General features: G+C 70.0%; 23 protein-coding genes and 1 pseudogene. 14 read left to right on the forward strand and 10 right to left on the reverse strand.

The genetic code is table 11. The features are described 5' to 3' along the window. Positions 1-38 precede the first annotated feature (38 nt). Together G3I60_RS08345 and G3I60_RS08350 are read right to left on the reverse strand one after the other, a co-directional pair. Complete coding sequence (locus tag G3I60_RS08345; RefSeq protein WP_164292994.1) at positions 39-1,235, reverse strand: cytochrome P450; 1,197 nt, start codon at positions 1,233-1,235, stop codon at positions 39-41. 182 nt (positions 1,236-1,417) lie between these two features. After that, complete coding sequence (locus G3I60_RS08350; RefSeq protein WP_164292995.1) at positions 1,418-1,828, reverse strand: Fur family transcriptional regulator; 411 nt, start codon at positions 1,826-1,828, stop codon at positions 1,418-1,420. 194 nt (positions 1,829-2,022) lie between these two features. Here G3I60_RS08350 and G3I60_RS45240 point away from each other — a divergent pair. Continuing rightward, positions 2,023-2,217: pseudogene (locus G3I60_RS45240) on the forward strand (transcriptional repressor); the annotation flags it as partial. Positions 2,218-2,299: 82 nt separating this feature from the next. Further along, positions 2,300-4,531: a catalase/peroxidase HPI gene (gene katG, locus G3I60_RS08360; RefSeq protein WP_164292996.1), complete on the forward strand. Its 2,232-nt coding sequence runs from the start codon at positions 2,300-2,302 to the stop codon at positions 4,529-4,531. Between the two features lie 92 nt (positions 4,532-4,623). Here the strand turns inward: katG and G3I60_RS08365 are convergent, their stop codons facing one another. The 3 genes from G3I60_RS08365 to G3I60_RS08375 form a co-directional block, all read right to left on the reverse strand. Beyond that, positions 4,624-6,015: a VWA domain-containing protein gene (locus tag G3I60_RS08365; RefSeq protein ID WP_164292997.1), complete on the reverse strand. Its 1,392-nt coding sequence runs from the start codon at positions 6,013-6,015 to the stop codon at positions 4,624-4,626. A 104-nt stretch (positions 6,016-6,119) separates the two neighbouring features. Next, entirely contained in the window at positions 6,120-7,820 is a 1,701-nt protein-coding gene (locus G3I60_RS08370; protein WP_164292998.1) for an acyl-CoA dehydrogenase, read from the reverse strand. 22 nt (positions 7,821-7,842) lie between these two features. Further along, positions 7,843-8,394 carry a PadR family transcriptional regulator gene (locus tag G3I60_RS08375; protein ID WP_164292999.1) on the reverse strand — a complete coding sequence of 184 codons (552 nt, stop codon included), beginning with the start codon at positions 8,392-8,394 and terminating at the stop codon, positions 7,843-7,845. Positions 8,395-9,161: 767 nt separating this feature from the next. On the opposite strand from G3I60_RS08375, the gene G3I60_RS08380 reads away from it, so the two are divergent. The 5 genes from G3I60_RS08380 to G3I60_RS08400 are packed head-to-tail and all read left to right on the forward strand — an operon-like array spanning position 9,162 to position 13,503. Continuing rightward, entirely contained in the window at positions 9,162-10,667 is a 1,506-nt protein-coding gene (locus tag G3I60_RS08380) for a sensor histidine kinase KdpD (RefSeq protein WP_203672440.1), read from the forward strand. 2 nt (positions 10,668-10,669) lie between these two features. Beyond that, the gene (locus G3I60_RS08385) at positions 10,670-11,077 is read left to right on the forward strand and encodes a roadblock/LC7 domain-containing protein (RefSeq protein WP_138352820.1); all 408 of its coding nucleotides are present in this window, start codon (positions 10,670-10,672) and stop codon (positions 11,075-11,077) included. Continuing rightward, positions 11,074-11,433: a DUF742 domain-containing protein gene (locus tag G3I60_RS08390; protein WP_138352819.1), complete on the forward strand. Its 360-nt coding sequence runs from the start codon at positions 11,074-11,076 to the stop codon at positions 11,431-11,433. The genes G3I60_RS08385 and G3I60_RS08390 overlap by 4 nt, the downstream gene beginning before the upstream one ends. Beyond that, the gene (locus G3I60_RS08395) at positions 11,414-12,034 is read left to right on the forward strand and encodes an ATP/GTP-binding protein (protein WP_138352818.1); all 621 of its coding nucleotides are present in this window, start codon (positions 11,414-11,416) and stop codon (positions 12,032-12,034) included. The genes G3I60_RS08390 and G3I60_RS08395 overlap by 20 nt, the downstream gene beginning before the upstream one ends. Further along, entirely contained in the window at positions 12,031-13,503 is a 1,473-nt protein-coding gene (locus tag G3I60_RS08400) for a cytochrome P450 (RefSeq protein WP_164293000.1), read from the forward strand. The genes G3I60_RS08395 and G3I60_RS08400 overlap by 4 nt, the downstream gene beginning before the upstream one ends. A gap of 45 nt (positions 13,504-13,548) precedes the next feature. Here the strand turns inward: G3I60_RS08400 and G3I60_RS08405 are convergent, their stop codons facing one another. Beyond that, positions 13,549-14,361, reverse strand: coding sequence for a bifunctional terpene synthase/polyprenyl synthetase family protein (locus G3I60_RS08405; protein WP_164293001.1), 813 nt, complete (start codon positions 14,359-14,361; stop codon positions 13,549-13,551). 543 nt (positions 14,362-14,904) lie between these two features. Between G3I60_RS08405 and G3I60_RS46310 the strand changes: the two genes are divergently transcribed. From G3I60_RS46310 to G3I60_RS08420, 5 genes are all read left to right on the forward strand, one after another. After that, positions 14,905-15,027, forward strand: coding sequence for a hypothetical protein (locus G3I60_RS46310; RefSeq protein WP_275405878.1), 123 nt, complete (start codon positions 14,905-14,907; stop codon positions 15,025-15,027). A gap of 252 nt (positions 15,028-15,279) precedes the next feature. Then, positions 15,280-16,140: a class I SAM-dependent methyltransferase gene (locus G3I60_RS08410; RefSeq protein ID WP_164293002.1), complete on the forward strand. Its 861-nt coding sequence runs from the start codon at positions 15,280-15,282 to the stop codon at positions 16,138-16,140. Between the two features lie 494 nt (positions 16,141-16,634). Beyond that, positions 16,635-16,766, forward strand: coding sequence for a hypothetical protein (locus G3I60_RS46315; protein ID WP_275405879.1), 132 nt, complete (start codon positions 16,635-16,637; stop codon positions 16,764-16,766). Then, positions 16,763-17,308, forward strand: coding sequence for a flavin reductase family protein (locus tag G3I60_RS08415; RefSeq protein WP_164293003.1), 546 nt, complete (start codon positions 16,763-16,765; stop codon positions 17,306-17,308). Before G3I60_RS46315 ends, G3I60_RS08415 begins: the two co-directional genes overlap by 4 nt. Next, positions 17,305-18,648, forward strand: a complete 1,344-nt coding sequence (locus tag G3I60_RS08420; RefSeq protein WP_203672442.1) for an LLM class flavin-dependent oxidoreductase — start codon at positions 17,305-17,307, stop codon at positions 18,646-18,648. Before G3I60_RS08415 ends, G3I60_RS08420 begins: the two co-directional genes overlap by 4 nt. A 37-nt stretch (positions 18,649-18,685) precedes the next feature. Here the strand turns inward: G3I60_RS08420 and G3I60_RS08425 are convergent, their stop codons facing one another. After that, complete coding sequence (locus tag G3I60_RS08425; protein ID WP_164293004.1) at positions 18,686-19,114, reverse strand: nucleoside deaminase; 429 nt, start codon at positions 19,112-19,114, stop codon at positions 18,686-18,688. Then, a complete protein-coding gene (locus G3I60_RS08430; protein WP_164293005.1) occupies positions 19,111-19,974 on the reverse strand; it encodes an LLM class flavin-dependent oxidoreductase in 864 nt (287 codons plus the stop codon). The genes G3I60_RS08425 and G3I60_RS08430 overlap by 4 nt, the downstream gene beginning before the upstream one ends. 94 nt (positions 19,975-20,068) lie before the next feature. On the opposite strand from G3I60_RS08430, the gene G3I60_RS08435 reads away from it, so the two are divergent. Together G3I60_RS08435 and G3I60_RS08440 are read left to right on the forward strand one after the other, a co-directional pair. Next, positions 20,069-20,536, forward strand: coding sequence for an Lrp/AsnC family transcriptional regulator (locus tag G3I60_RS08435; protein ID WP_164293006.1), 468 nt, complete (start codon positions 20,069-20,071; stop codon positions 20,534-20,536). Positions 20,537-20,658: 122 nt separating this feature from the next. Continuing rightward, complete coding sequence (locus G3I60_RS08440; protein WP_239069654.1) at positions 20,659-21,033, forward strand: DUF4440 domain-containing protein; 375 nt, start codon at positions 20,659-20,661, stop codon at positions 21,031-21,033. 62 nt (positions 21,034-21,095) lie between these two features. On the opposite strand, the gene G3I60_RS08445 is transcribed toward G3I60_RS08440, so the two are convergent. Together G3I60_RS08445 and G3I60_RS08450 are read right to left on the reverse strand one after the other, a co-directional pair. Next, positions 21,096-21,587 (reverse strand): iron chaperone, encoded by a 492-nt coding sequence (locus G3I60_RS08445; RefSeq protein WP_164293008.1) that lies wholly within the window; start codon positions 21,585-21,587, stop codon positions 21,096-21,098. A 164-nt stretch (positions 21,588-21,751) separates the two neighbouring features. Further along, positions 21,752-22,207 carry a carboxymuconolactone decarboxylase family protein gene (locus G3I60_RS08450; RefSeq protein WP_138352809.1) on the reverse strand — a complete coding sequence of 152 codons (456 nt, stop codon included), beginning with the start codon at positions 22,205-22,207 and terminating at the stop codon, positions 21,752-21,754. Between the last annotated feature and the right edge of the window lie 85 nt (positions 22,208-22,292).

Here is a 22,292-nt window from a genome sequence, read left to right on the forward strand (position 1 = left end):
TGCCGACATCGCCGAGCGGTAGAGCTTCCTCATCGTGTTCACCTCCTCCCGGGGGGATCGACGCGGGCGTGCAGTTCCGCGGTGAAACGCGGAGGAGCCAGCGCGGGGCCCGGACGGGGCCTGTCGCCGCCGGCTGTGACCGATAGCCGCCAGTCGTGGGTGATGATGCGGATCAGGTCCTCCAGCAGCGTCATCGTCACGGTCGCGCCGGCACAGGTGTGCGGCCCGAACCCGAACGGCATGAAGGCCGGATCGACGAGGGACTGCGCCCAGCGACGTGGCGCGAACTCGTCAGGGCGGTCCCAGTGCCGCGGGTGGCGGTGCACGAGGTAGGAGCACACGTCCACGTCGTCCCGCGGGCCGACCGTGACTCCGGCCAGCTCGTGCACACGGCTCGGAGTACGGGCGAACAGCCACGCGACCGGCCGGAGCCGCATCGCCTCCCTGACGATCCACTCCGGCTCGTCGCCGTCGGTGCCGGGGTGGGTGCCGACGAGGAGGACCGCCCAGCCGAGGGCGAAGCCGATCGAGCCGACCGTGGCGAACAGGAACGACAGATAGACCTCGGCGAGTTGGCCGGGATCCGCCGGCGGTCCTGCTCCGGTGATGGTCACGTCGAGCAGGTCGCGCGGCGGACGGTCGTGAGGGCCCGCGCTCCGGCGGGCCCGGATCTCCCGGGTCAGGACGCGCATGGCCCGGCGGCGGAACGCGAGCCGCGACAGCGCGGAATGGCGCAGCGGCGCGCCGGACAGCACCGCGCGGGTGATGATGCCGTCGACGGTTTCGTGCAGCTCCGCGGGTGCTTCCGGGCACAGCAGGACGTCCCGCAGGTGTTCGCGGACCAGGAGATTTCCCGCGTCCGGCCAGTCGGCGGAGGGTGCGAGCCGCTCTTCGACCAGGAGCGGCAGCCGGTCCCGGCGGGCGTCGAGCCGGCCGCGCACCAGCGCGCGGGCCGCCCGGCCGATCTCGATCTGCGCGGATCTGGGGCCGAAGACGCCGTCGCGGGTGTGGAAGAAATCGGACGTCTCGACGAACAGGCCCCGGCGGTTGCCCATCACCGCGCGTGCGGCCTCCGGATCGGCCACGCACAGCCGGCCCGACGCGGAGCGCCACACGTCGTGGGTGGCGTCGAACTCCGTCTCCAGGAACGCCAAGGGGTCTCGGCGGTGGGCGGCCGCGTCATGGCGCGGCCCCGCCGCTCGACCGTTCGTTCCGCCGCCGGCCGCCGACGCCATGGCATCCTCCTCGAACGGACGGGAGGCCACGGGAAAGGCTGGGCCTGCGTCCGGCCGCGGTGGATCCCGCGCCCCCTGATACCGGACCGCCGTGAGACAGCGTGCTCCGCCGCCGGCGCCCTGTCACGACCTGATCCGGCCCAGTCGGTGCGATCCGTCGGTGCGGTCCGGTCAAGCGGCGCCTAGACGCAGGAGGGGCACAGTCCGCGGTAGGTGACCTCGGCCTGGGACACGGCGAAGCCGAAGCGCTCCTCCGCCGGGAGGTCGGCCAGCGGATCGCCGGTGGGGCGGACGTCGCGGATGGTGCCGCAGGTGGAGCACACCAGGTGCTGGTGCGGGTGGTGGGCATTGGGGTCGTAGCGCTTGGCGCGGCCGTCGGTGGCGACCTCTATGACCTCGCCGAGGGACACCATCTCGCCCAGGGTGTTGTAGACGGTCGCCCGGGAGATCTCGGGCAGCCGCTGCGCCGCGCGGGCGTGCACCTCGTCGGCCGTGAGATGCACGTGGTCGCCGTCGAGGACCTCCGCAACGACACGTCGCTGGGAGGTCATCCGCCAGCCACGGCCACGCAGTCGTTCCAGCAGGTCACTCATATCGGTTCACCTATTCAGGTTCGGTGGGATGCCCGAAGTTTACCGATGGATGTCCGGGTTCCGATTGGATGTGGGCCTGGCGCGCTTCTTGACTTGGAATCTGTCCATCGTAGGATCGGTTCCGGCAATAGCCAAGAGACAGGAAGCCTCCAGTACGGCAGGAGACAGAGACGTACGGGACCACCGCCGAGGAGCTGCGCGGTGCCGGCCTGCGGGTGACGGCCGCCCACGTCGCGCTGCCCGGGACCGTCCGGGACGGTGACCACCACGGCGTCGAGGCGATCGCCTCCGGGGTGCGTGATCGCGTGCGCCCTGTCTCCCCTCACCTCGCTGGTGAGGGTCTCCAGGCACTCTCCGCGGCAGGACTCGTCCGCCGCGGCGAGCCAGCCGTCCACCGGGGCCCGCGCCCCGGCCGTTCCCCCCGCCCGCAGTTACAGAGCACCGTGATCTCCCAGGTCCGGAAGGATTCCCATGACTGAGAACAACGACGCGATCGTCACAGACGCGAAGGCGGAGGGCGGGGGTGGCTGCCCGGTCGCGCACGGGCGCGCCGCGCACCCGACGCAGGGCGGCGGAAACCGCCAGTGGTGGCCGGAGCGGCTCAACCTGAAGATCCTCGCCAAGAACCCCGCAGTGGCCAACCCCCTCGGCGAGGAGTTCGACTACGCCGAGGCGTTCAAGGCCCTCGACCTGCCGGCCGTGAAGCGGGACATCGCGGAGGTGCTGACGACCTCGCAGGACTGGTGGCCCGCCGACTTCGGCCACTACGGCCCGCTCATGATCCGCATGGCGTGGCACAGCGCGGGTACCTACCGGATCAGCGACGGCCGCGGCGGCGCCGGGGCCGGTCAGCAGCGGTTCGCCCCCCTCAACAGCTGGCCGGACAACGTGAGCCTCGACAAGGCCCGCCGCCTGCTGTGGCCGGTCAAGAAGAAGTACGGCCAGAGCATCTCGTGGGCCGACCTCATGATCCTCACCGGCAACGTCGCCCTGGAGACGATGGGCTTCGAGACCTTCGGCTTCGGCGGCGGTCGTGCGGACGTCTGGGAGCCCGACGAGGACGTCTACTGGGGTCCTGAGACCACCTGGCTCGACGACGAGCGCTACACCGGCGACCGTGAGCTGGAGAACCCCCTCGGCGCGGTCCAGATGGGCCTCATCTACGTCAACCCGGAAGGCCCCAACGGCAACCCGGACCCGCTCGCCGCGGCACGCGACATCCGTGAGACGTTCCTGCGGATGGCGATGAACGACGAGGAGACGGTCGCCCTGATCGCGGGCGGTCACACCTTCGGCAAGACGCACGGCGCGGGCCCGGCGGACAGCGTCGGCGACGATCCCGAGGCCGCCCCGCTCGAGCAGCAGGGCCTCGGCTGGAAGAGCTCCTACCGCACCGGCAAGGGCGGCGACGCGATCACCAGCGGTCTCGAGGGTATCTGGACGAACACCCCGATCGCGTGGGACAACAGCTTCTTCGAGATCCTGTTCGGCAACGAGTGGGAGCTGTTCAAGAGCCCCGCCGGTGCGCACCAGTGGCGGCCGAAGAACGGCGCGGGTGCGGGCACCGTACCGGACGCCCACGACGCGTCGAAGAGCCACGCTCCGACGATGCTGACGACCGACCTCGCGCTCCGGTTCGACCCGGCCTACGAGCAGATCTCGCGGCGCTTCCTGGAGAACCCCGACCAGCTCGCGGACGCCTTCGCCCGCGCGTGGTTCAAGCTGACCCACCGCGACATGGGCCCGGTCGTGCGCTACCTCGGCCCGGAGGTCCCGACCGAGACGCTGCTGTGGCAGGACCCGCTTCCCGCGGTGACGCACGAGCTCGTCGACGCCGGGGACGTCGCGTCCCTCAAGGGGCAGATCCTCGCCTCGGGCCTGTCGGTGGCCCAGCTCGTGTCCGCCGCCTGGGCGTCGGCCTCCTCCTTCCGCGGCAGTGACAAGCGCGGTGGCGCCAACGGTGCGCGCGTCCGTCTCCAGCCGCAGAGCGGCTGGGAGGTCAATGAACCCGACGAGCTGGCGCAGGTGCTGCGCACGCTCGAAGGCGTCCAGCAGGCCTTCAACGCCACCCTGGCCGGCGGCAAGGCGATCTCGTTCGCCGACCTGATCGTGCTCGCCGGCGGTGCCGCCGTGGAGAAGGCCGCCAAGGACGCGGGCTTCGACGTCGAGGTCCCGTTCACGCCGGGCCGCGCCGACGCGTCGCAGGAGCAGACGGACGTGGAGTCGTTCGCCGCGCTCGAGCCGGCCGCCGACGGGTTCCGCAACTACCTCGGGAAGGGCAACCGGCTGCCGGCCGAGTACCTGCTGATCGACCGGGCGAACCTGCTGACCCTGAGCGCCCCCGAGATGACGGCCCTCGTCGGTGGTCTCCGCGTCCTGGGCGCGAACCACCAGCAGTCGGCGCTCGGTGTCCTCACCACGACCCCGGGGACCCTGACGAACGACTTCTTCGTCAACCTGCTCGACCTGGGCACGACGTGGCAGCCGACGTCCGAGGACGCGAACACGTTCGAGGGCCGCGACGCCGCCACGGGCGAGGTCAAGTGGACCGGCAGCCGGGCCGACCTCGTCTTCGGGTCGAACTCCGAGCTGCGCGCGCTCGCGGAGGTCTACGCCAGCGATGACGCCAAGGAGAAGTTCGTGACGGACTTCGTCGCGGCGTGGCACAAGGTCATGAACCTCGACCGGTTCGACCTCGTCTGATCACGAGGACTGATCACAGCCGGTGATCACCGCGTCCGGGTCGGCCCGCAGGGGCCGGCCCGGACGTTTCCGTTCTGCCGGAACCTTCGGGGCTAGCGAAGGATCCCGGCGGAGCGGGCCGCCTTCAGCCAGGACGGGAACTCCTGCAGCAGACGGTCGTACAGCTCCTCGTCCGAGACCTTGTCGATGTCGTCCACGGCGAAGAAGCCGACGTTGTCGACCCGCCGGCCGGGCATGTTGTCGAACTTCTCCAGCACCCCGAAGTTGGCCCGGCCGAGACCGACGAACTGCCAGAACACCGGCTCCTCCACGGCCGCGCGCAGCTCCTGCTCGATCTCGGCGTTGCGGTACACCCCGCCGTCGGAGAAGAACAGCACCAGGGTCGGCGCCTGCGCCGGGTTGTCGCGCACGAATCGGCGGACCTCGGCGATGACCTTCTGCTCCTCGTTCTGGATGCCGACCACGCGCATGTCGACCTGTCCCGGGCGCTGTCCCTTCGGCGGCTTCTTGCGGCCGAACAGGCTGATCTGGCCCACCCGTACATGGAGTTCGAGCCAGTCGGGCAGATCGCCGACGGTCAGGTCGGGCAGCCGGGCCGGGTGCGAGGCGAACGTCCAGGCCTGCATCTCGCCGTCGTCGTCGACCTGTGCGGCGACCGCGGCCATCCGCTCGACCACGCTGTGGACGGTGCCGCGCGAGTAGAGGCCGGCCATCGATCCCGAGGCGTCGAGGACCAGGATCACCCGGGCGACCACGCCTTCCGCACCGTGCTTGCGCAGGCTGACGGCGACCTGCTGCTTGCGCAGCGAGAGCCGCTTGCGCATGTCGACGGGCAGGTTCTCCTCGCCCTTGGTGAGCCGGGCGGGCATGGCCGGGGCGGCGCGCCCCGCCGGCGACGGCGAGGGCGGCGGCGGTACTACGGGCACGGGTGTCGGCGTCGCGGCCGCGGCCGGCGGCTCCTCGTCCACGCTGATCCCGAAGTCCTGCGCGAGGCCCGCGAGCCCCGACGCGTACCCCTGTCCCACCGCGCGGAACTTCCAGCCGTCCCCGCGCCGGTACAGCTCTCCGCCCAGGAAGGCGGTCTCGGTGGTGGCCGTCATGTCGAAGCGCGCCAGCTCGGCGTTGGTCGCCAGGTCGAGGAGCCGCAGTCGCAGCGCCGGGACCTGGCCGAACGTGCCACCGTCGGCGGACGCGCCCAGCAGGACGCGGTCGATGGCGGGCTCGATCCGGCCCAGGTCCACGTCGATCACGTCCTCGCCGGACGCCGCCGAGCCCACATGGCGCACCGCGCCCCTGGGGTGTTCCGGCTGGTTGTAGAAGACGAAGTCGGCGTCGGAACGCACCCGTCCCGCCTCCGTGAGCAGCAGCGCGGAAGCGTCGACGTCCGGCACGCCCGGGCCCGCGCCCCAGGTCAGCACGGCCCGGACGGCGGTGGCAGCAACGGGGACATTGGCGCCCTTACCGAGCGAAGGTGTCGAGGTCACGACGGCCAGTCTGCCGCACCGGCGGAAAAATTCACCGGAGCCCGTCGGCTCCCGGCGTAGCCGAGGGGGCGCCGCACCGGCGGCACCCCCTCGACCGATCGGTCCTACGGCTGCATCTCGTACGCGCCGGACAGTGCCTCGACCTGGGTCCAGACCCGGGCCGCGCGGCCGGCGTCCGAGACCGGGCGGCGGATGTGGGCCAGCGCCCAGGCAGCCTGCTCGTCGGTGGTGGAGCTCTTGCCGTGCAGGTCGGTGGCGTGGGTGGAGAAGTCGCGCACCAGGACGTCGAAGATCTCGTCCAGCAGGTCGGCGTCCAGGCCGGTCAGCTCGGCCTGCTCCAGCACCAGCTGGCCGTAGACGACCAGGGCGAACAGCTGGCCGATCTCCAGCAGGAAGTCCAGGTCCTGCTGCTGCTCCTCGCTCGGCGCGTGGGTGCGGAGCAGGGTGCAGAGGCCGTCCGCCTGCTCGCGGAAGCGGGCCACGTTGGGCAGGTGCGCGTGCGTGTCGTACGCGGTGCGCCAGTCGTGGAAGCGGATCGCGCCCAGGCCCCGGGCCGGGCCCTGCTGGAACAGGAAGGTGTCGTCGGCCGGGTCGAGACGGCTCGGCACGGCGGGGTACTCGGCCGGGGCGAACAGGTAGTTCGCCATGAACTTGAGGATCAGGGCGAGGTTGACGTGCACCGTGCCCTCCAGCTTCGGCAGGCCGCGGATGTCGCGCGCGGCCTTGTCGAAGTAGGTGTCCGTCTCGAAGCCCTTGGCCGCGATGACGTCCCACATCAGGTCGATGACCTTCTCGCCCTCGGTGGTGACCTTCATCTTGGTCATCGGGTTGAAGAGCAGGTAGCGGCGGTCCTCGGGCGAGGCGGAGCGGAAGTAGTCGACGGCGCGGTCGCTGAACAGCTTCATCGCGGTGAGGCGGGTGTACGCGTCGGTCAGCTCGCGCCGCACGTGCGGGAAGTCGGTGACCTTCCGGCCGTACAGCACCCGGTTGTCCGCGTGCGTGACGGCCTCGTACATCGCGTGCTCGCAGATGCCGATGGACGCGGTGCAGAGGTTGAACTTGCCGACGTTGACGGTGTTCAGCGCGGCGTCGAAGGCGGCCTTGCCGGTGTGCAGCACGTCCTCGGCGCGCACCGGGTAGCTGTCGAGGCGGAACTCGCTGACGTACATCTGCGAGTTCACCACGTTCTTCACCAGGTGGTACGCCTCGTGCCGGCTGTCGGCGGCGAAGAAGACATAGCCCTCGGGACCCTCGATGTCCGAGCGGCGGCCGAAGACCGAGACCAGGCCGGCGACGTTGCCGTTGCCGATGTAGTACTTGGAGCCGCTCGCGGTGAAGCCGCCCGCACCGTCCGGGGTGAGGATCATGTCGGTCGAGTAGATGTCCGCGCCGTGCGTCCGCTCGGAGAGGCCGAAGGCCATGACGTGGCCCTCGGACAGGAGCTTCGCGGCGCGCTCCCGCACGGCCTCGTTCCCGCTCTGCCAGACCGGTCCCAGGCCCAGGATGGTGACCTGCCAGGTGTACCAGTAGCCCAGACCGTAGAAGCCCAGGATCTCGTTCAGCTCGGCGATCCGCGCGGTGTCCCAGCGCTTCGAGTCGTCCGCGGAGGACGGGGTGAGGAACTCCGCGAAGAGCCCTTCCTTCGCCGCGAACTCCAGGAAGTCGCCGTACCAGGCGCGGTCGACGTAGGTGTCGATGAGTGCCTTCTTGCCGCGCGACTCGAACCAGTCGACGGTGGCGCGGAGCAGCTGTCGGGTGCGCTCGTCGAACTGTACGGGGTCGTAGGTACGCGGGTTGAAGAGCATGTGGACTCCAGGGGAATGAGGGTCAGTTGGCGATGCGGTGGAGCGTGGCGAGCACGTCGTCCAGCCAGGCGAGGGTCATCCGCTCGTACTCGATGCCGCCGCGCAGCACCACGTGCTGCAGTTCCTGCTGGGCGGAGGGCGAGGCCAGGTCGGGAAAGTCGCGCCGCTCGCCGGTGAGGTAGCGGGCCAGCAGCGCGGCATGGCTCTCGCGGTGCCGCTCGACCTCGGAGATGAGTGAGGTCAGTGCGGCCTGGTCGTCGAAGGCGGCGGCGCGGATCTTGACGGCGAGCTCGTGCCGGACCGTCTCCGGTTCGACGGGCTCGCGCAGCCAGGACGCCAGGGCGGCCCGGCCCGGCGCGGCGGCGGAGTACACCTTCTTGTCCGGGCGGCCGTCCTGGGCGACCTCCTCGACGGCGATCCAGCCGTCCGTCTCCATCCGCCGCAGCACCCGGTAGATCTGCTGGTGGGTGGCGGTCCAGAAACGGCCGATGGAACGGTCGAAGCGGCGCGCCAGCTCGTACCCGGAGCCGGGCTGCTCCAGCAGGGAGACGAGGATCGCGTGCTCTAGGGCCATACCCGTATCCTGCTATGCAACGAGTTGCATAGGCAATGAGGCCCGGCCGGGTTGAGACACGGATCACGCGCCGCGGCCGGGCCGTCCGAGCAGGTGGTGGGCGCCGTGCGGCTGCACGGTACCGCCGGCTGCGCGGTCCCGCGCCAGGATGTTCGACGAGTTCGCACCGCTGGTCGACCCGATGCTCCGCGCGGAGATCCTGTGAAGGCTTCGGCCATCCATGAGCGGCCGGCCACGGAGTACGGCTCAGCGGTCATCACCAGCGGGTCGAGCTCTACGTTCGAGAAGCCCGCCCGAAGGTCGCCACGGATCTCGGCATCACGCCGAGGGAACTGGCCGGAACGCGCCTCCGCTTCGAGCTGATTCCGGGCGCCCGGCCCAGGCTGACTGGGGCGACGAGCCGAATCCGGGACGAATCATGTGGTCCGCCGCGTGGCCGGTTCGCTTCGCGCTCGCTGCGGCAGCCGGGTCCGCGGCTTCGGCAGTGGCCACATGTGCGATGCCAGAAACCAGTAAATGCCTTGTACCACAGGCGAGTTCACGTCGTATCAGTTGGACTGGATGTGCCTGGGGCATGCCGGCAGCGGATATGCTCCTTGGCGGCGCGGTGAGTTGATCACAATACTCTCCGTTGTCGCCCTGCTGCCTGCCGTCGCAGTGATGGTCACACGTATGGGTCAGGTCGGTTGTGTGTGGCCGCCGGCAGCGACTGGTCCGAGGTGTAATCGCTGGGCCATCCCCCCACTTTCGATACCTTGAGGTTGCAGATGGTTCGTGATCAATCGCCACCTGGGCAACGGCAATCCTCCGCCCTCGCGCTGCTGCTTCCCGCGGTGGTCACCGCAGTGGTCGGGACCGTCGCCGTGTGCGTCGTTCCGGCTGAGGCACGTGTGTCGGTCGTCTGGTGCGCTGTGACGGCCACGTTGGCCGTCGCCGTCCTGGCGGCTGTCGCGGTGCGGCGCGGGAAGGTCATCGCCGAGCTGCGCAGGGACCACGCCGCAGCCAGCGAAGGCCTCGGACGCCGGCTGGCCGAGCAGGAGATCCAGACGCTGCGCCTGGCCGAAGAGCTGCTGCCGGAGGCCGTGGGCCGGCTGCAGAAGGGTGCGACGGTCGACGAGGCGCTGGACCTCGCGGGGCCCGTCAGGACCGAGCACCTCGCGGTGATGCGCTGGGTGCTGGAAACCGTGGATGCCGAAGAGGGTCTGCGGGAGTCCGCGCAACGCGCGTTCGTCAATATCGCCCGTCGGGTTCAAGCCATTGTGCACCAACAGGCGCACGCCACCCGGGAGATGCAGGAACGGCACGGACAGGACCCCGAGGTCCTCGGCGATCTGATGCGTCTGGACCACGGCACCGCGCTGGTCGGACGCCTCGCCGACGGCATCGCCGTACTCGGCGGAGCGCGCTCCGGCCGGCAGTGGAGCAAGGCGGTCCCGTTGTACAACGTGCTGCGCGGGGCCATGTCGCGGATCCTGGACTATCAGCGGGTGGACCTGCAGGCGGTGACGCAGATTGCCCTCGTCGGTCCTGCGGTGGAGCCGGTCATCCACGCGTTGGCCGAGCTTCTCGACAACGCGACCCGGTATTCGCCACCGAACACGCGGGTGATTCTGACCGCATCGGAGGTGCAGTCCGGCATCGCCATCGAGATCGAGGACGGCGGTGTGAGCCTGAGCGAGGAGGCCCGGGAGCGCGCCGAGCGAATGCTGCGCGAGGCGCAGTCCGGGATCGACCTGAAGGACCTGGGTGAAACGCCGCGCCTCGGCCTGGCCGTGGTGGGACGCCTGGCGCAGGAGCACAACCTGCAGGTCTCGCTGCGTCCCTCCGCCTATGGCGGCGTCCGCGCGGTGGTGATCGTTCCCACCGACCTCACAACGACTGCCCCGGTCACCCGCCCGGAGCTCGGAACCAAAGTCCCCTCAGCAGGAGGCCGGCATGCTGCCGCCGCCGTCCCCGCCCTCTCGGTACGGAGACCGGCGCTCCCCTCGGCCCGGCCCCCGGTGACCGGCCCGGTGAGGGCGACCGAAGCGGAGCCGGAATACGACCGGGCGCCGAACGGCCTGCCGCAGCGGCGCAGCCGCCGCACGGGCACCTCCGGGGGACCGGCGTCCGCACGACACGCCCCGGCCGAGTCCGCACCGCCGCCTGCCGATCAGCCCGCGCCGCCCGGCCTGTGGCTGGCGGATTTCCAACGGGGTGTGTCCGGCGAGACGTCGGGCACCGGTTCTGATCATCACGTCAGTGACACGACGTCGTCGGATAGGGATGAATAGCCGTGATTCAGCAGCGGGCCAACTTCGACTGGTTGCTCAAGGACCTCGCGGAAGGCGTTCCGCAGACCCGCCACGTGGTGGTTCTGTCGTCCGACGGCTTGTGCATGGCGCAGCACGGCACCGAAAGGGACACCGCTGAGCGCCTCGCCGCGGCGTGCGCGGGTCTGCAGAGCCTTGCGGCCGCGGTCGCCGCGGAAGTCCCGCACAGTGACGGCCGGATGCGGATGGTCGTCATCGAGATCACCGGTGGCTTCTTCTACCTCATGGCCGCCGGCGAGCGGGCGTATCTGGCCGTGCTCGCCGACGAGGGAGTCGACGCGGGCTTGATGGGGCTTCGGATGCGTGACCTGGTGGCCCGCATCGGTGAGCACTTGAGCAGCCCCCCACGCAACGACGAGCAGCGCGCATGAGCGAATCAGACCAAGATTGGGATGAAGCAAGCCCCGAGCGGCTCTACGTCATCACCGGAGGGCGTAGTGGTCCGTCCGAGCACGTCGTCCTCGACCTGGTCACCCTGATCGTGTCGCGGTCACCTCCGCAGCCGACGATGCAGCCCGAACATGTCGCCATCGTGCGCATGTGCAGTTCCCCGCTCTCGGTCGCGGAGATCTCCGCCTATCTGGAGCTGCCCTTCAGCGTGGTCACCGTACTGCTCGCCGACCTGCTGGCCGATGAACGGGTGGAGGCACGAAAGCCTGTTCCACCCGCCCTTCTTCCCGATGTTGAACTCTTGGAGGCGGTAATGCGTGGACTTCAGAAGCTCTGACACGCTCCCAGGGCCGCGGAGCGAGGACATACTGCCGTCGACTGCCGCCGCTGCGGTGAAGGTCGTGATCGTCGGTGGCTTCGGGGTCGGCAAGACAACCCTGGTCGGATCGGTGAGTGAGATCCGACCGCTGTCGACCGAGGAGACGATGACGCAGGCGGGCGTCGGTGTGGACGATGTCCACGGTGTCGAACAGAAGGCCGCCACCACCGTGGCGATGGACTTCGGCCGGATCACCCTCAACGAGCAACTCGTGCTGTACCTCTTCGGAACGCCCGGCCAGCAACGCTTCTGGTTCCTGTGGAACGGCCTGTTCGACGGGGCGCTGGGAGCCGTCGTCATGGTCGACACCCGACGTCTCGAAGTCAGTTTCGATGTGATCGGGCGGCTCGAAGAGCGCGGCGTTCCCTTCGTGGTCGCCATAAACACCTTCCCGGAGGCGCCTTCCTACCCCACGGAGGAACTGCGGTCCGCCCTGGACCTGCCCGGCAACGTTCCGATCGTCAACTGCGACGCCCGCGCGCGCACGTCGAGCCGGGACGTCCTGATGACGCTCATGCGCTACCTGCACTCCCTCACCGCGACCCCGGAGCACACGTGACCTCCCCTCACGCCGACGACACACGCGCCAACAGCTTCGCCACCCCACCCCCCGAGTGCCCGGCCCACTCCACGGGAGCGGTTGCCGGCCGGCGACGGCTCTACGGGCCGGATGCCGACGCGGACCCGATGGCCCTGTACGAACAGCTGCGCAGCGAACACGGCTCCGTCGCGCCCGTTCTGCTGCACGGCGACGTCCCCGCCTGGCTGGTCCTGGGCCATCGCGAGAACGAGGAGGTCGCTCGTACTCCCTCGCGGTTCTCCCGTGACTCCCGCCGGTGGCTGGAGCTGCAGAAGGGCAACGTCGCGCTGGACTCACCGCTGCTCCCGATCGTCGCCTGGCAGCCCATGTGCTCCTTCGTCGACGGCGAGGAGCACCAACGGCTGCGAGCCGCGGTCACCCAGAGCATGGAGCGCTTCGACGGCCGCGGAATCCGCCGCTACGTCAACCGCTTCGCCAACCAACTGGTCGACACCTTCTGCTCCGACGGCCATGCCGACCTGGTGACGCGGTTCGCCGGGCACCTGCCGATGCTGGTCATGACGCAGCTGCTCGGTATGTCCGACGACTACGGCCCGCGTCTGGTCGAGGCCGCTCAGGACATGATGAAGGGCTCGGAGACGGCCATCGCGAGCAACGACTACTTGGTGCGGACGCTCCAGGCACTCGTAGCCCGCAAACGCGCCACACCGGGCAAGGACTTCGCCTCCTGGCTCATCGGCAATCCCGCGTCGCTCACCGACGACGAGGCCGTGGAACACCTGCGCCTCGTCCTCATCGCCGGCTACTCGACCACGGCCAACCTGATCGTGAACACCCTGCGCATGGTGCTCACCGACCGCCGGTTCCGAGCGTCGCTGGCCGGCCTCCAGATGACCATTCCCGACGCCCTGGAACAGTCACTGTGGGACTCACCGCCCTTCACGGCCGTCTACGGTCGCTGGGCCACCGGTGACACGGAACTCGGCGGACAGCGCATCAAGAGTGGGGACATGCTGGTGCTCTGCCTCGCCGCCGGCAACGTCGACCCCGCGGTTCGCCCCGATCCGACCGTGCCGATGTACGGCAACCGTTCCCACCTCGCATTCAGTCGCGGGCCGCACGAGTGCCCGGGCCAGGACCTCGGCCGCGCCATCGCGGACACGGGAATCGACGCACTGCTCACCCGGTTGCCGGACCTGGCATTGGCCGTCGACGAGGAGGAGTTGACGTGGACTCCTACCCTCCTGTCCCGAAACCTCGACACGCTTCCGGTGACCTTCACCCCGCGCAGGCCCACTCAATCGGCGACGCCGGCGACGCCGTGGCCGACCACACCGCCCGCTCAGCGGACGCCGGCGACGGCCCAGGCTCCGACGAGGGCGGAGATGCCGCCCACCGCCCCGCCGATCCCCCTGCCGCCACAGCACGCGCCACAGCAGGGAACGCCCTGGTGGAGGGCGCTGACCCGCTGGCTTCGGAGTCGGTGACCTTCTCCGGGCGGTCTGCGCCGGACCGCATATGAATCACTGCGGTCACATCAAGTGCCTTTCGATGTAGGTAGGAACGGCGCCTGCTTCGGTGGTCTCCACGTCTCTGTAGCGGGGGGACCACCGGTGCCAGCTCAAACTGCCGGCGATCCATTCGCCGAGGTCGGTCAGCGATTCATCCACCCGTGTCCAGGCGTCCTCGTCGAGGCCGTAAACGCCGCGAATGGCGCGAAGGTCAGCGGCGGCCTCGAGGAAATCCCGGGTGAGCGCCTCGACCAGATCCGACGCGTGGGTGAGGGCCTCCTCCCAGGTACTACCGGTGTCGTGTCGGAGAACAGCCGCGAGGTGGTCCTGGTCGCCGCGGGCGTTCTCCTTGCGTATGGAGAACATGTCGTTGGTCCAGGAGATGACGTCATTGGCAGCCAATCGGACGGCTCGATAGGCGTCACTGCGCGCCACGGAGGCCGGAACCTCCCGGGCATTCGCTGTTTCGATGAGGTCGAAGCTCATCTCACACCCGGAGTTCAACCGGCGGCGCCGAATGAATGCCGTCATGTCGGAGGGGGATTCCTGTGACTTCTCCGGATCTGAGTGCGGCAGCAGGGTGAACGCCAGGAAGTCCACGTAGTGAGTGGCGAACCGCTCCCGCCACGCCCAGGAATGCTGGGACGCCGTCCGCTGCCAGAGGTCGGACAGCGCCGCCGTCAGCGGACCGGACGCGCGAGGGGCGCGAAGATCCAGTGGCAGCTGGGCGACCAGATCGCGGACGACCTCCTCGCGTTCCTGGTAGGTGCCTTCGAGGTACCCCTCATCGAGCCGGTCATCGACGATCCAGTTGAACGCCTGCCACTCCGCCACCAAGTGCAACTGGGTGGCTCGCGGATACACCCGAGCCGCGAACTCACCGAAGCCGGCCGAGTGGAAGCGCTCGGCAGCCGGCCGACTGCGTATGAGATCGGTGCGTTTGACCCAGTCCAGGAGATGATCATCGATGCCGTCCGCCTGTGGATGCGTGCGAGCCGGAACCGGGCACCAGATCGGGGGGCACTCAAGGGTGAAGGGCGGCAGTTCAGGAGCGGTTCTCGTGGCCATGGGGGGTCTCCTCGGCTGGGGCTGCGCCCGGTCCGGTGCGGGCGCACGGTCGTTTCGTCCGATCGGTTGCGGCTGTCTGGATCGTGACTCCTCTGTGACCTCCGTCGATCGATGGGCGACGCGAAGCACCGTCCGAAGGAAGCAGCCGGGGCTGTCCGTCCTGGGCGCAGGCGACATTTAGTTCGCCTTTGGAATATGCCATCGAAGAACCGGAGCCAACCATGCCGTCGAGACTCGGGAGCACCGCCGTCGCGGGAGCCGCCGCCCCGTCCCAGCCGTGATCAAGGAGGTTCTACCAGAGGCGAGTTGATGACCGGAACCCCCGTCCGGCGCGCGCATCCCCGCGGTCGCCGGCCGATGCCCTATATGCGCTGCCGACAGGAGACCGACGCCCGGGTGGCGATCCGCCGCATCATCGACGAGCAGCCCTGATCCGGCTTCCCGCCGTGATCATGATCCACGCACGGGAGCCGCAATGAGCCGGGCCGTCAACCGGCTGCGGTGGCGGGATCCGTCCGGTGGCTCCAGGATCGAAGGGGCCGTGGTGTGCGCGGAAGCGCTCGGGAAGGTCGGTGTTCCCACCACCCGAGCGGGCGGTGCGACCGTGGAGCCGGTGCGCCCGGGCCGCCGCGAGCAGTACGACGGTGGAGCATCTCGACCGGGCGAGGCAGAAACGAGGATCCGATGTCCGACTCCCGGCCGTCCGCCCCTGCGGGCGGCGACAACCGGCCGGCCGGCCCCCCTGCCACCGGCCACTACGGCAGGGACCTCTTCCCGCCGGAGCGGCAGGGCGAGGCCGCGCGGATCGACTACGGCGCGCTGGCCTACGACGACGTGACGTTCCGGCGCCTCTCGGCGCTCGGGGCCGGGCCCGGATGGGCCTGTCTGGACGCGGGCGCCGGAACGGGGACCATCACGCGCTGGCTGGCCGGGACGGCGGGCGTCGAGAGCGTTGTCGCCGTCGATCGCGACACCCGTTTCCTGGCGGTGCAGCCGGGAGGCCCCGTGCACACGGTCATCGCCGACCTCGCCGACCCGGAGCTGGCCGATCCGAACCTGGGACCGGGCCGGTTCGACCTCGTGCACTGCCGGTTCGTCCTCATGCACCTGCCCCGGCACGATGCCGTGCTGGCGCGGCTCGCGAACTGGGTGGCCCCCGGGGGATGGCTCGTCGTCAGCGACGCCGTCGATCTGACCACGGCCCGTTCCGCGCACCCGGCCTACCGGCGCACGATGGCAGCCATGTGGCACGCGCTGGGCGACACGATCGGCACCGACATCAGCTGGGTCACCGGCTATCCGGGGCTGCTGCGGTCCCACGGCCTGTCCGACGTCGGAGCGGAGATCTACGTGCCGCCGCTGACCCCCGACGCGCCGGTGACCGCCTTCTGGCAGGCCACCTGGGAACGGATGCGTCCCAGCCTGGAATCCAGCGGGCTGGTGGACGCGCGGACGGTGGACGAGGCGCTGGCCTATCTGGCATCCCCAGAACTCGCCGAGCTCTCCCCCGGCATGATCACCGCCTGGGGCCGCCGCCCGGCCTGACGTCGGGTCTGCCCCATCTCGCTCGCACGCGCGCTCCCGAGGCTCCGTCGGGAGTTAATTCCAGGCCTGGAACAAACCTTGTCGCCCCTGACCGGGCCTGGTTAGTGTCGGGACATGAGATCGATTCGGCACCCTGGAGAGCAGGCGCGATGCGCCTGCCTCGGTGCGATGCGATGTAGTCGCCGCTGTCGGCTCATTTCCTGCTGAACTGGCTCCGCCAGTCGCATTTCCGGCAGATATCCCTGTGCCGCGATATTTCGTCATGCCGCCAGCAGGCTGGTGCGGCGCTCGCGCCCTGATCCTGAGACCCCCGCTTCCGTCGGCTGCCCGCCGGCTCGATGCGCCGGTCTCCGATCCAGGGCACAGAGACCACACCGGGCGACCACCTCTGTGAGGACGGCGCAGCACCGCGCCGCGTTCACCTCCCTTTCATCGTCTCGCCGCCGTGCGCCGCCGCGCGGTGTTCACCTGTGGCCGACCATAAGGATTTCCCCGTGCGCAGCAGAAGCCATCCTTCGAACCTCGTCCCCGGCCTCGACCGGCGACTTCCTGCAAGCCCTGCTCCCCGCGAGCAGCTCCTGGCCGCGCTGGGAGTCGAGGAGGACGGCGGGGTGAAGGAGGCATGACGATCGACATCCTCTCCGAGGCAGGTCCGGTCACGCCGGACCGGTTCCGGCAGGTGTTCCGGCGGCACCCGGCGGGCGTTGTCGTGATCACCACGGATGCCGGCCGCGGTCCCGCCGGATTCACCGCGACCTCACTCACCTCGCTGTCGCTGGAGCCCGCGCTGGTGTCCTTCGGCATCGCGTCGACCGCGTCGAGCTGGCCGCACATCCGGGACGCCGACACCGCCGTGGTGAACTTCCTCGGCGCCGGACAGGAGGCCGTCGCCCAGCGGTTCGCCACCGGCGGGATCGACCGCTTCGGCGGTCCGACCCGCTGGAGCCGCCTGCCCGGCGGTGAACCGGTGCTCGACGAGGCGCCCGGCCGGCTGCAGGTCCGGATCACGGACATCGTCACGGCGGGCGACCACCGCATCGTCATCGCCCGCGTCGAATCGTCCTGGCTCGCCGACCTGCACCGGCCGCTCGTCTACCACGACGGCCGCTACCACTCCCTCCCCGCCGCCCCGCACCCGGACCTTCTCCTTGGAGCCGACGCATCATGAGCAGCACCGACCGCAGCCTGCACTTCAATCTGTTCATCCATGACACCGGCCATCACGAGGCGTCGTGGCGGCTGCCCGAGTCCGAGCCGCTGGCACACATCGACGTCGCCTACCACCAGCGGCTCGCCCGGATCGCCGAGGACGCCGCGTTCGACTCGTTGTTCCTGGCGGACAGTCCCGCGCTGTGGGGCGACCCGGGCCGGCGGCCGAGCGGCCGGCTGGAGCCGACGGTGCTGCTGACCGCGCTGGCCGCCGTGACCAGCCGGATCGGGCTGATCGCCACCGCGTCGACCAGCTACAACGAGCCGTACAACCTGGCGCGGCGGTTCTCCTCGCTGGACCACATCTCGGGCGGCCGGGCCGGCTGGAACATCGTCACCACCGCAGGCGACGCCGCGGCGCGCAACTTCGGCCTCGAAGCCCAGCCCGCGCACGCCGACCGCTACGAGCGGGCGGCGGAGTTCATCGAGGTGTCCACCAAGCTCTGGGACAGCTGGGAGGACGACGCCGTCGTGGCGGACAAGGACCGCGGGGTGCACGCCGAGTCGGACCGGGTGCACCGGTTCGGCCATGTCGGCAAGTACTTCCAGGTGGACGGTCCGCTGAACGTGCCGCGCTCACCGCAGGCCCATCCGCTGCTGGTACAGGCCGGATCCAGCGAGGACGGCAAGGACTTCGCGGCCCGTTACGCCGAGGCGGTGTTCACCGCCCAGCCGACCTTCGAGGAGGGCCAGGCGTTCTACGCCGACGTCAAGCGGCGGGCCGCGGCGGCCGGCCGGGACCGGGACGGCGTGAAGATCCTGCCGGGCATCGTGCCGGTCATCGGCGACACCGAGGCCGAGGCGCTGGAGCTGGACGCGGAGCTGGGCCGGCTGATCCAGCCGGAGTACGCCAAACTCCAGCTCGCCACCCTGCTGGGGCTCGACCCCGACCGGTTCACCCTCGACGAGGAACTGCCGGCGGACCTGCCCGACGAGGACGAGATCGAGGGCTCCAAGAGCCGCTACACCCTGGTCGTGGAGCTCGCCCGCCGGGAGCGGCTGACGGTGCGCCAGCTGATCGGCCGGCTCGGCGGCGGCCGCGGCCACCGAACCTTCGCGGGCACGCCGGTGCAGGTGGCGGACACCATCGAGCACTGGTTCAGGAACGGGGCGGCCGACGGGTTCAACATCATGCCCGCCGTCCTGCCCTCAGGACTTGAGGTGTTCGTGCGGCGGGTGGTGCCGATCCTGCGGGAGCGCGGTCTGTTCCGCACCGAGTACACCGGCCGCACCCTGCGCGAGCACTACGGCCTCCCCCGGCCCGCCAACCAGTTCTCCTCGGCCCTGGTGAACGCCTGACGGGCGGGACGGGCGGGACGGCCGCGCTGCCGGACGGTCAGCGGTAGTACCCCTCGACGACGGCCCGTACCTCGTCGAGCAGCGCGGGGCCGTCCTGCGGCACGGGCGGCTGCCCGCTGCCGGGCCTGATGTCCAGGAGCTGGTCGTTGGACAGCGCGAACACCACCCGCCGCAGCCCCGCCCGCTGGATGACCGCCTCGCACATCTCGCACGGCTGGCAGCTGGTGTACATCGTGGTCTGCGCCGCGGTGGCCGCGTCCAGTTCCTTCGCGGCCCACCGCGCCAGCTTCAGCTCCGGGTGGGCGGTGATGTCCTGGCCGGTGAGCGTCGTGTTGTGCTCCTCGGCCAGCACCGTCCCGTCCGGTGCTGCCAGCAGCGACCCGAACGGCGGGTCACCGCCCGCGCGTGCCTTGGCCGCGAGCGCGATGGCCCGCCGGAGGAGGGCGTGGTCGTCGGGTGTGGTCATGACGGCTCCGTTCTGGTGCGGGGCGGACAGAAGTGCGCGGCGACCGTGGCGAGTGCCTGCCAACTCCCCTGCGGTCGGCAGGTCTCACCGGGGTCGCCGCTGTAGGTGTCGAGAACTACGGAGTCGGCGCCGAGCAGCCGCAGTTGGTCGAGGTCGTCCATGATCTGGTCGATCGTGCCCTCACCGGCGAGTCGTTCCGGTCCGCCGACCCGTCCGGCGGTGATCTTCAGAGCGATTCGCGGGGCGAAGGCGGGCACCGGGAGCTGTTGCCCGGCCGCGGACTCCTGCAGCCTGTCGGCGGCTTCGCGCAGCCACGGCATGGTGCAGCGCAGCGGATGCCACGCGTCGCCGAGCCGCACGGCCCGGCGCAGGCCCGCGTCGCTGTTGCCGCCGACCCACACCGGGATCCGCCGCGTTCCGTAGGAGGCGGTGTCCGTCCAGGCCGCCCGGATGTCGCGCAGATGGTCGTCAGTGATGCGGCCACGCTGTTCGAACGGGATCCCGAGGGCCGCGAACTCCTGCCGCGCCCAGCCCACCCCCACGCCGAGGACCAGCCGGCCGCCGCTCAGTTCGTTCAGGTTGGCCGCCATCCGGGCGGTGAGCAGCGGGTGCCGGTACGGGGCGATGAGGACGGTCGTGCCGAGCCGGATCCGGGTGGTGAGGCCCGCCAGCCACGACAGGGTGGTGAAGGGCTCGTAGAAGGGTGCCGGGTAGCGCTCGGCGACGTCGGGAGTGATGGCGACGTGATCCGAGAGCATCAGCAGATCGAAGCCCAGGCCTTCCACGGTCCGGGCCCAGCTCCGCAGGACTCCCGGGTCGGTGCCGGGGCCGAAATTGAGGATGTTGACGCCGATCTTCACAGACCTCAGCCTAGCCAGGCCGCCCGGGCGGCCAGAAGGGATTCCTCCCTGTTCAGAGGCGGTTCGCCCGTGGATTCGCCGGTAATCTGGGCCGATGACGGAGAGTCTTGACGAGACGGACTGGGCGATCCTCGCGGAGGTCCAGAAGGACGGCCGGATCGCCTTCACGGAGCTGGCACGGCGGGTGAACCTGAGCGCGTCGGCGACGACGGAACGGGTACGGCGGCTGGAGACGGCCGAGGTGATCACCGGGTACCGGGCGGAGGTGGACCTGGAGCGGACCGGGTACGGGGTGCTGGCGGTGGTCCGGCTGAAATACCCGGGGACCCGGCACGAGCCGTTGCACCGGCTGATCGAGGAGCGCCCCGAGATCCTGGAGTGCCTGCGCACCACCGGCGACGACTGCTACGTCCTGAAGGTGGCCACCACATCGATGGCCGACCTGGAGGAGATCGTCGACGCCCTGGCCCAGTTCGGCAGCACGACCACCAACCTCGTGCTCAGCAGCACCCTGCCGTTCCGCGGCCCGCGAGTGCCCCGGACGGGTACCCGGCCGCGCTGAGGATCGTCCCGGCCGCCACGGGGCTTGCTGACCCGTGGGCGGTGGGCCACGATCAGGCGCGAAGCGATCACCGTGTGGGAGGGGTACCCGTGTCCGACGTCAAGGCCGAACTCGACCAGTTGATGCGCGCTTTCCTCGGCGCGTTCACCAACACCGCCGGCAGCCTGCCGAACGTCGACGTCGTCCGTGAGGTGTTCATCCCTCAAGGAATGATCATCAAGAACGTCGGCGCCGAGCCGGTGGTCTACGACCTCGACGCGTTCATCGAGCCCCGGGAGAAGATCCTCACCGATGGGACGCTGACGGAGTTCTCCGAGTGGGAGGTCGCCGAGCGGACCGAGATCTTCGGGTCGATCGCGCACCGGTTCAGCGACTACCGCAAGTCCGGTTTCCTCAACGGCGACTGGTTCGAGGGCTCCGGCCACAAGACCACCCAGTTCATCCGGACGCCCGCCGGCTGGCGCATGAGCTCGATGGCCTGGGACGACGTGGAGTAGAGGACGTCCGGGGCTCGGGCCTTGCTCCAGAAGGGCCAGGCCCCCGGACCCACGGGTTTCCCTCAGCTCGCCGCTTGCTTCACGAGCGCGCCGATCCGCGCCTCGTCGGTGGCGCTCAGCTCCCTCAGGGCGTAGGACGTCGGCCACATGGCGCCTTCGTCGAGGTTGGCCTTGTCGCTGAAGCCGAACGTCGCGTACCTCGCGCTGAACTTCTGCGCGCTCTGGAAGAAGCAGACGACCTTGCCGTCCTTGGCGTACGCGGGCATCCCGTACCAGAGCTTCGGTGCGAGGTCCGGCGCACTCGCCTTGACGACCGCATGGATCCGTTCGGCCATCACCCGGTCCGAGTCCTCCATTTCGGCGATCTTCGCGACCACGGCGGCTTCCTCCTCCGCCGCCTTCTCGGCGCGCGATCCGCGGCGCGCGGACGCCTTCAGCTCCTTGGCGCGCTCCTTCATCGCATCGCGTTCCTCGGCGGTGAATCCCTCGAAGCTCTTGTCGGTCCCGGTGGTGCTCTTGGCGGTGGTGCTGGCGGGCTTCTGCGTGTCCTTCATGGTGGATTTCCTCCTGGTACGTGATGTGATGGATGGCATCGTCATGCTAAGGAGCCGCCGCGGGGGCGGCTCCTCCGAAACCGGCGTTCACGGGGCCATTCACCCCTGGGGCCCCGGGTCGGGCGGCCGGCGGGTCCGTGCCCGCCGGCCGGGGCCGGTGCCCGTCATCCCCACGCGCCGGCGATCTGACGGGTCGTGGCGTTGAGCCGGTTGAACATGTTGGTGACGCCGATCATCAGGACGATCGCGGCCAGCTGCTTCTCGTCGAAGTAGGTGGCGGCCGTGTCCCAGACCTCGTCGCTCACCGGGTCGGGAGTGTCGGCCAGCCGCGTCGCGGCCTCGGCCAGCGCGAGGGCCGCCCGCTCCTCGTCGGTGAAGTACGGGGCTTCCCTCCAGGCGACGACCGTGGCCAGCCGCTCATCGCTCACTCCGGCCTTGCGGGCCGTCTTGGCGCCGCCGTCGACGCAGGCGCTGCAGCCGTTGATCTGGCTGACCCGCAGATGCACCAGCTCCAGCGTCTGACCGTCCACCCCGCCGGAGTGCACGGCCTTGAAGATCTGCTGGATGGGCTGCATCGCGTCGGACAGGACGACGGCGGGGTTCTGCATACGGGACTGCATCTCGGTCTGCTCCTCGTGTTGTTCGGTGCCCCGTTCTCCCCGGGGTGTGACTCCATAACAGCCGTTCCGGCCTCCTACGACGACG

Source organism: Streptomyces sp. SID13666 (assembly GCF_010548325.1).
Lineage (GTDB): Bacteria > Actinomycetota > Actinomycetes > Streptomycetales > Streptomycetaceae > Actinacidiphila > Actinacidiphila fildesensis.

Excerpts from the sequence above, each read along its gene's own strand:
- katG (WP_164292996.1), top strand. The coding sequence starts at position 2,300 with ATGACTGAGAACAACGACGCGATCGTCACAGACGCGAAGGCGGAGGGC.
- G3I60_RS08435 (WP_164293006.1), top strand. The coding sequence starts at position 20,069 with ATGACGGAGAGTCTTGACGAGACGGACTGGGCGATCCTCGCGGAGGTC.
- G3I60_RS08370 (WP_164292998.1), bottom strand. The coding sequence starts at position 7,820 with ATGCTCTTCAACCCGCGTACCTACGACCCCGTACAGTTCGACGAGCGC.
- G3I60_RS08450 (WP_138352809.1), bottom strand. The coding sequence starts at position 22,207 with ATGCAGTCCCGTATGCAGAACCCCGCCGTCGTCCTGTCCGACGCGATG.
- G3I60_RS08425 (WP_164293004.1), bottom strand. The coding sequence starts at position 19,114 with ATGACCACACCCGACGACCACGCCCTCCTCCGGCGGGCCATCGCGCTC.
- G3I60_RS08380 (WP_203672440.1), top strand. The coding sequence starts at position 9,162 with ATGGTTCGTGATCAATCGCCACCTGGGCAACGGCAATCCTCCGCCCTC.
- G3I60_RS08345 (WP_164292994.1), bottom strand. The coding sequence starts at position 1,235 with ATGGCGTCGGCGGCCGGCGGCGGAACGAACGGTCGAGCGGCGGGGCCG.
- G3I60_RS08420 (WP_203672442.1), top strand. The coding sequence starts at position 17,305 with ATGAGCAGCACCGACCGCAGCCTGCACTTCAATCTGTTCATCCATGAC.
- G3I60_RS08350 (WP_164292995.1), bottom strand. The coding sequence starts at position 1,828 with ATGAGTGACCTGCTGGAACGACTGCGTGGCCGTGGCTGGCGGATGACC.
- G3I60_RS08415 (WP_164293003.1), top strand. The coding sequence starts at position 16,763 with ATGACGATCGACATCCTCTCCGAGGCAGGTCCGGTCACGCCGGACCGG.
- G3I60_RS08375 (WP_164292999.1), bottom strand. The coding sequence starts at position 8,394 with ATGGCCCTAGAGCACGCGATCCTCGTCTCCCTGCTGGAGCAGCCCGGC.
- G3I60_RS08410 (WP_164293002.1), top strand. The coding sequence starts at position 15,280 with ATGTCCGACTCCCGGCCGTCCGCCCCTGCGGGCGGCGACAACCGGCCG.
- G3I60_RS08390 (WP_138352819.1), top strand. The coding sequence starts at position 11,074 with ATGAGCGAATCAGACCAAGATTGGGATGAAGCAAGCCCCGAGCGGCTC.
- G3I60_RS08440 (WP_239069654.1), top strand. The coding sequence starts at position 20,659 with ATGCGCGCTTTCCTCGGCGCGTTCACCAACACCGCCGGCAGCCTGCCG.
- G3I60_RS46310 (WP_275405878.1), top strand. The coding sequence starts at position 14,905 with ATGACCGGAACCCCCGTCCGGCGCGCGCATCCCCGCGGTCGCCGGCCG.
- G3I60_RS08445 (WP_164293008.1), bottom strand. The coding sequence starts at position 21,587 with ATGAAGGACACGCAGAAGCCCGCCAGCACCACCGCCAAGAGCACCACC.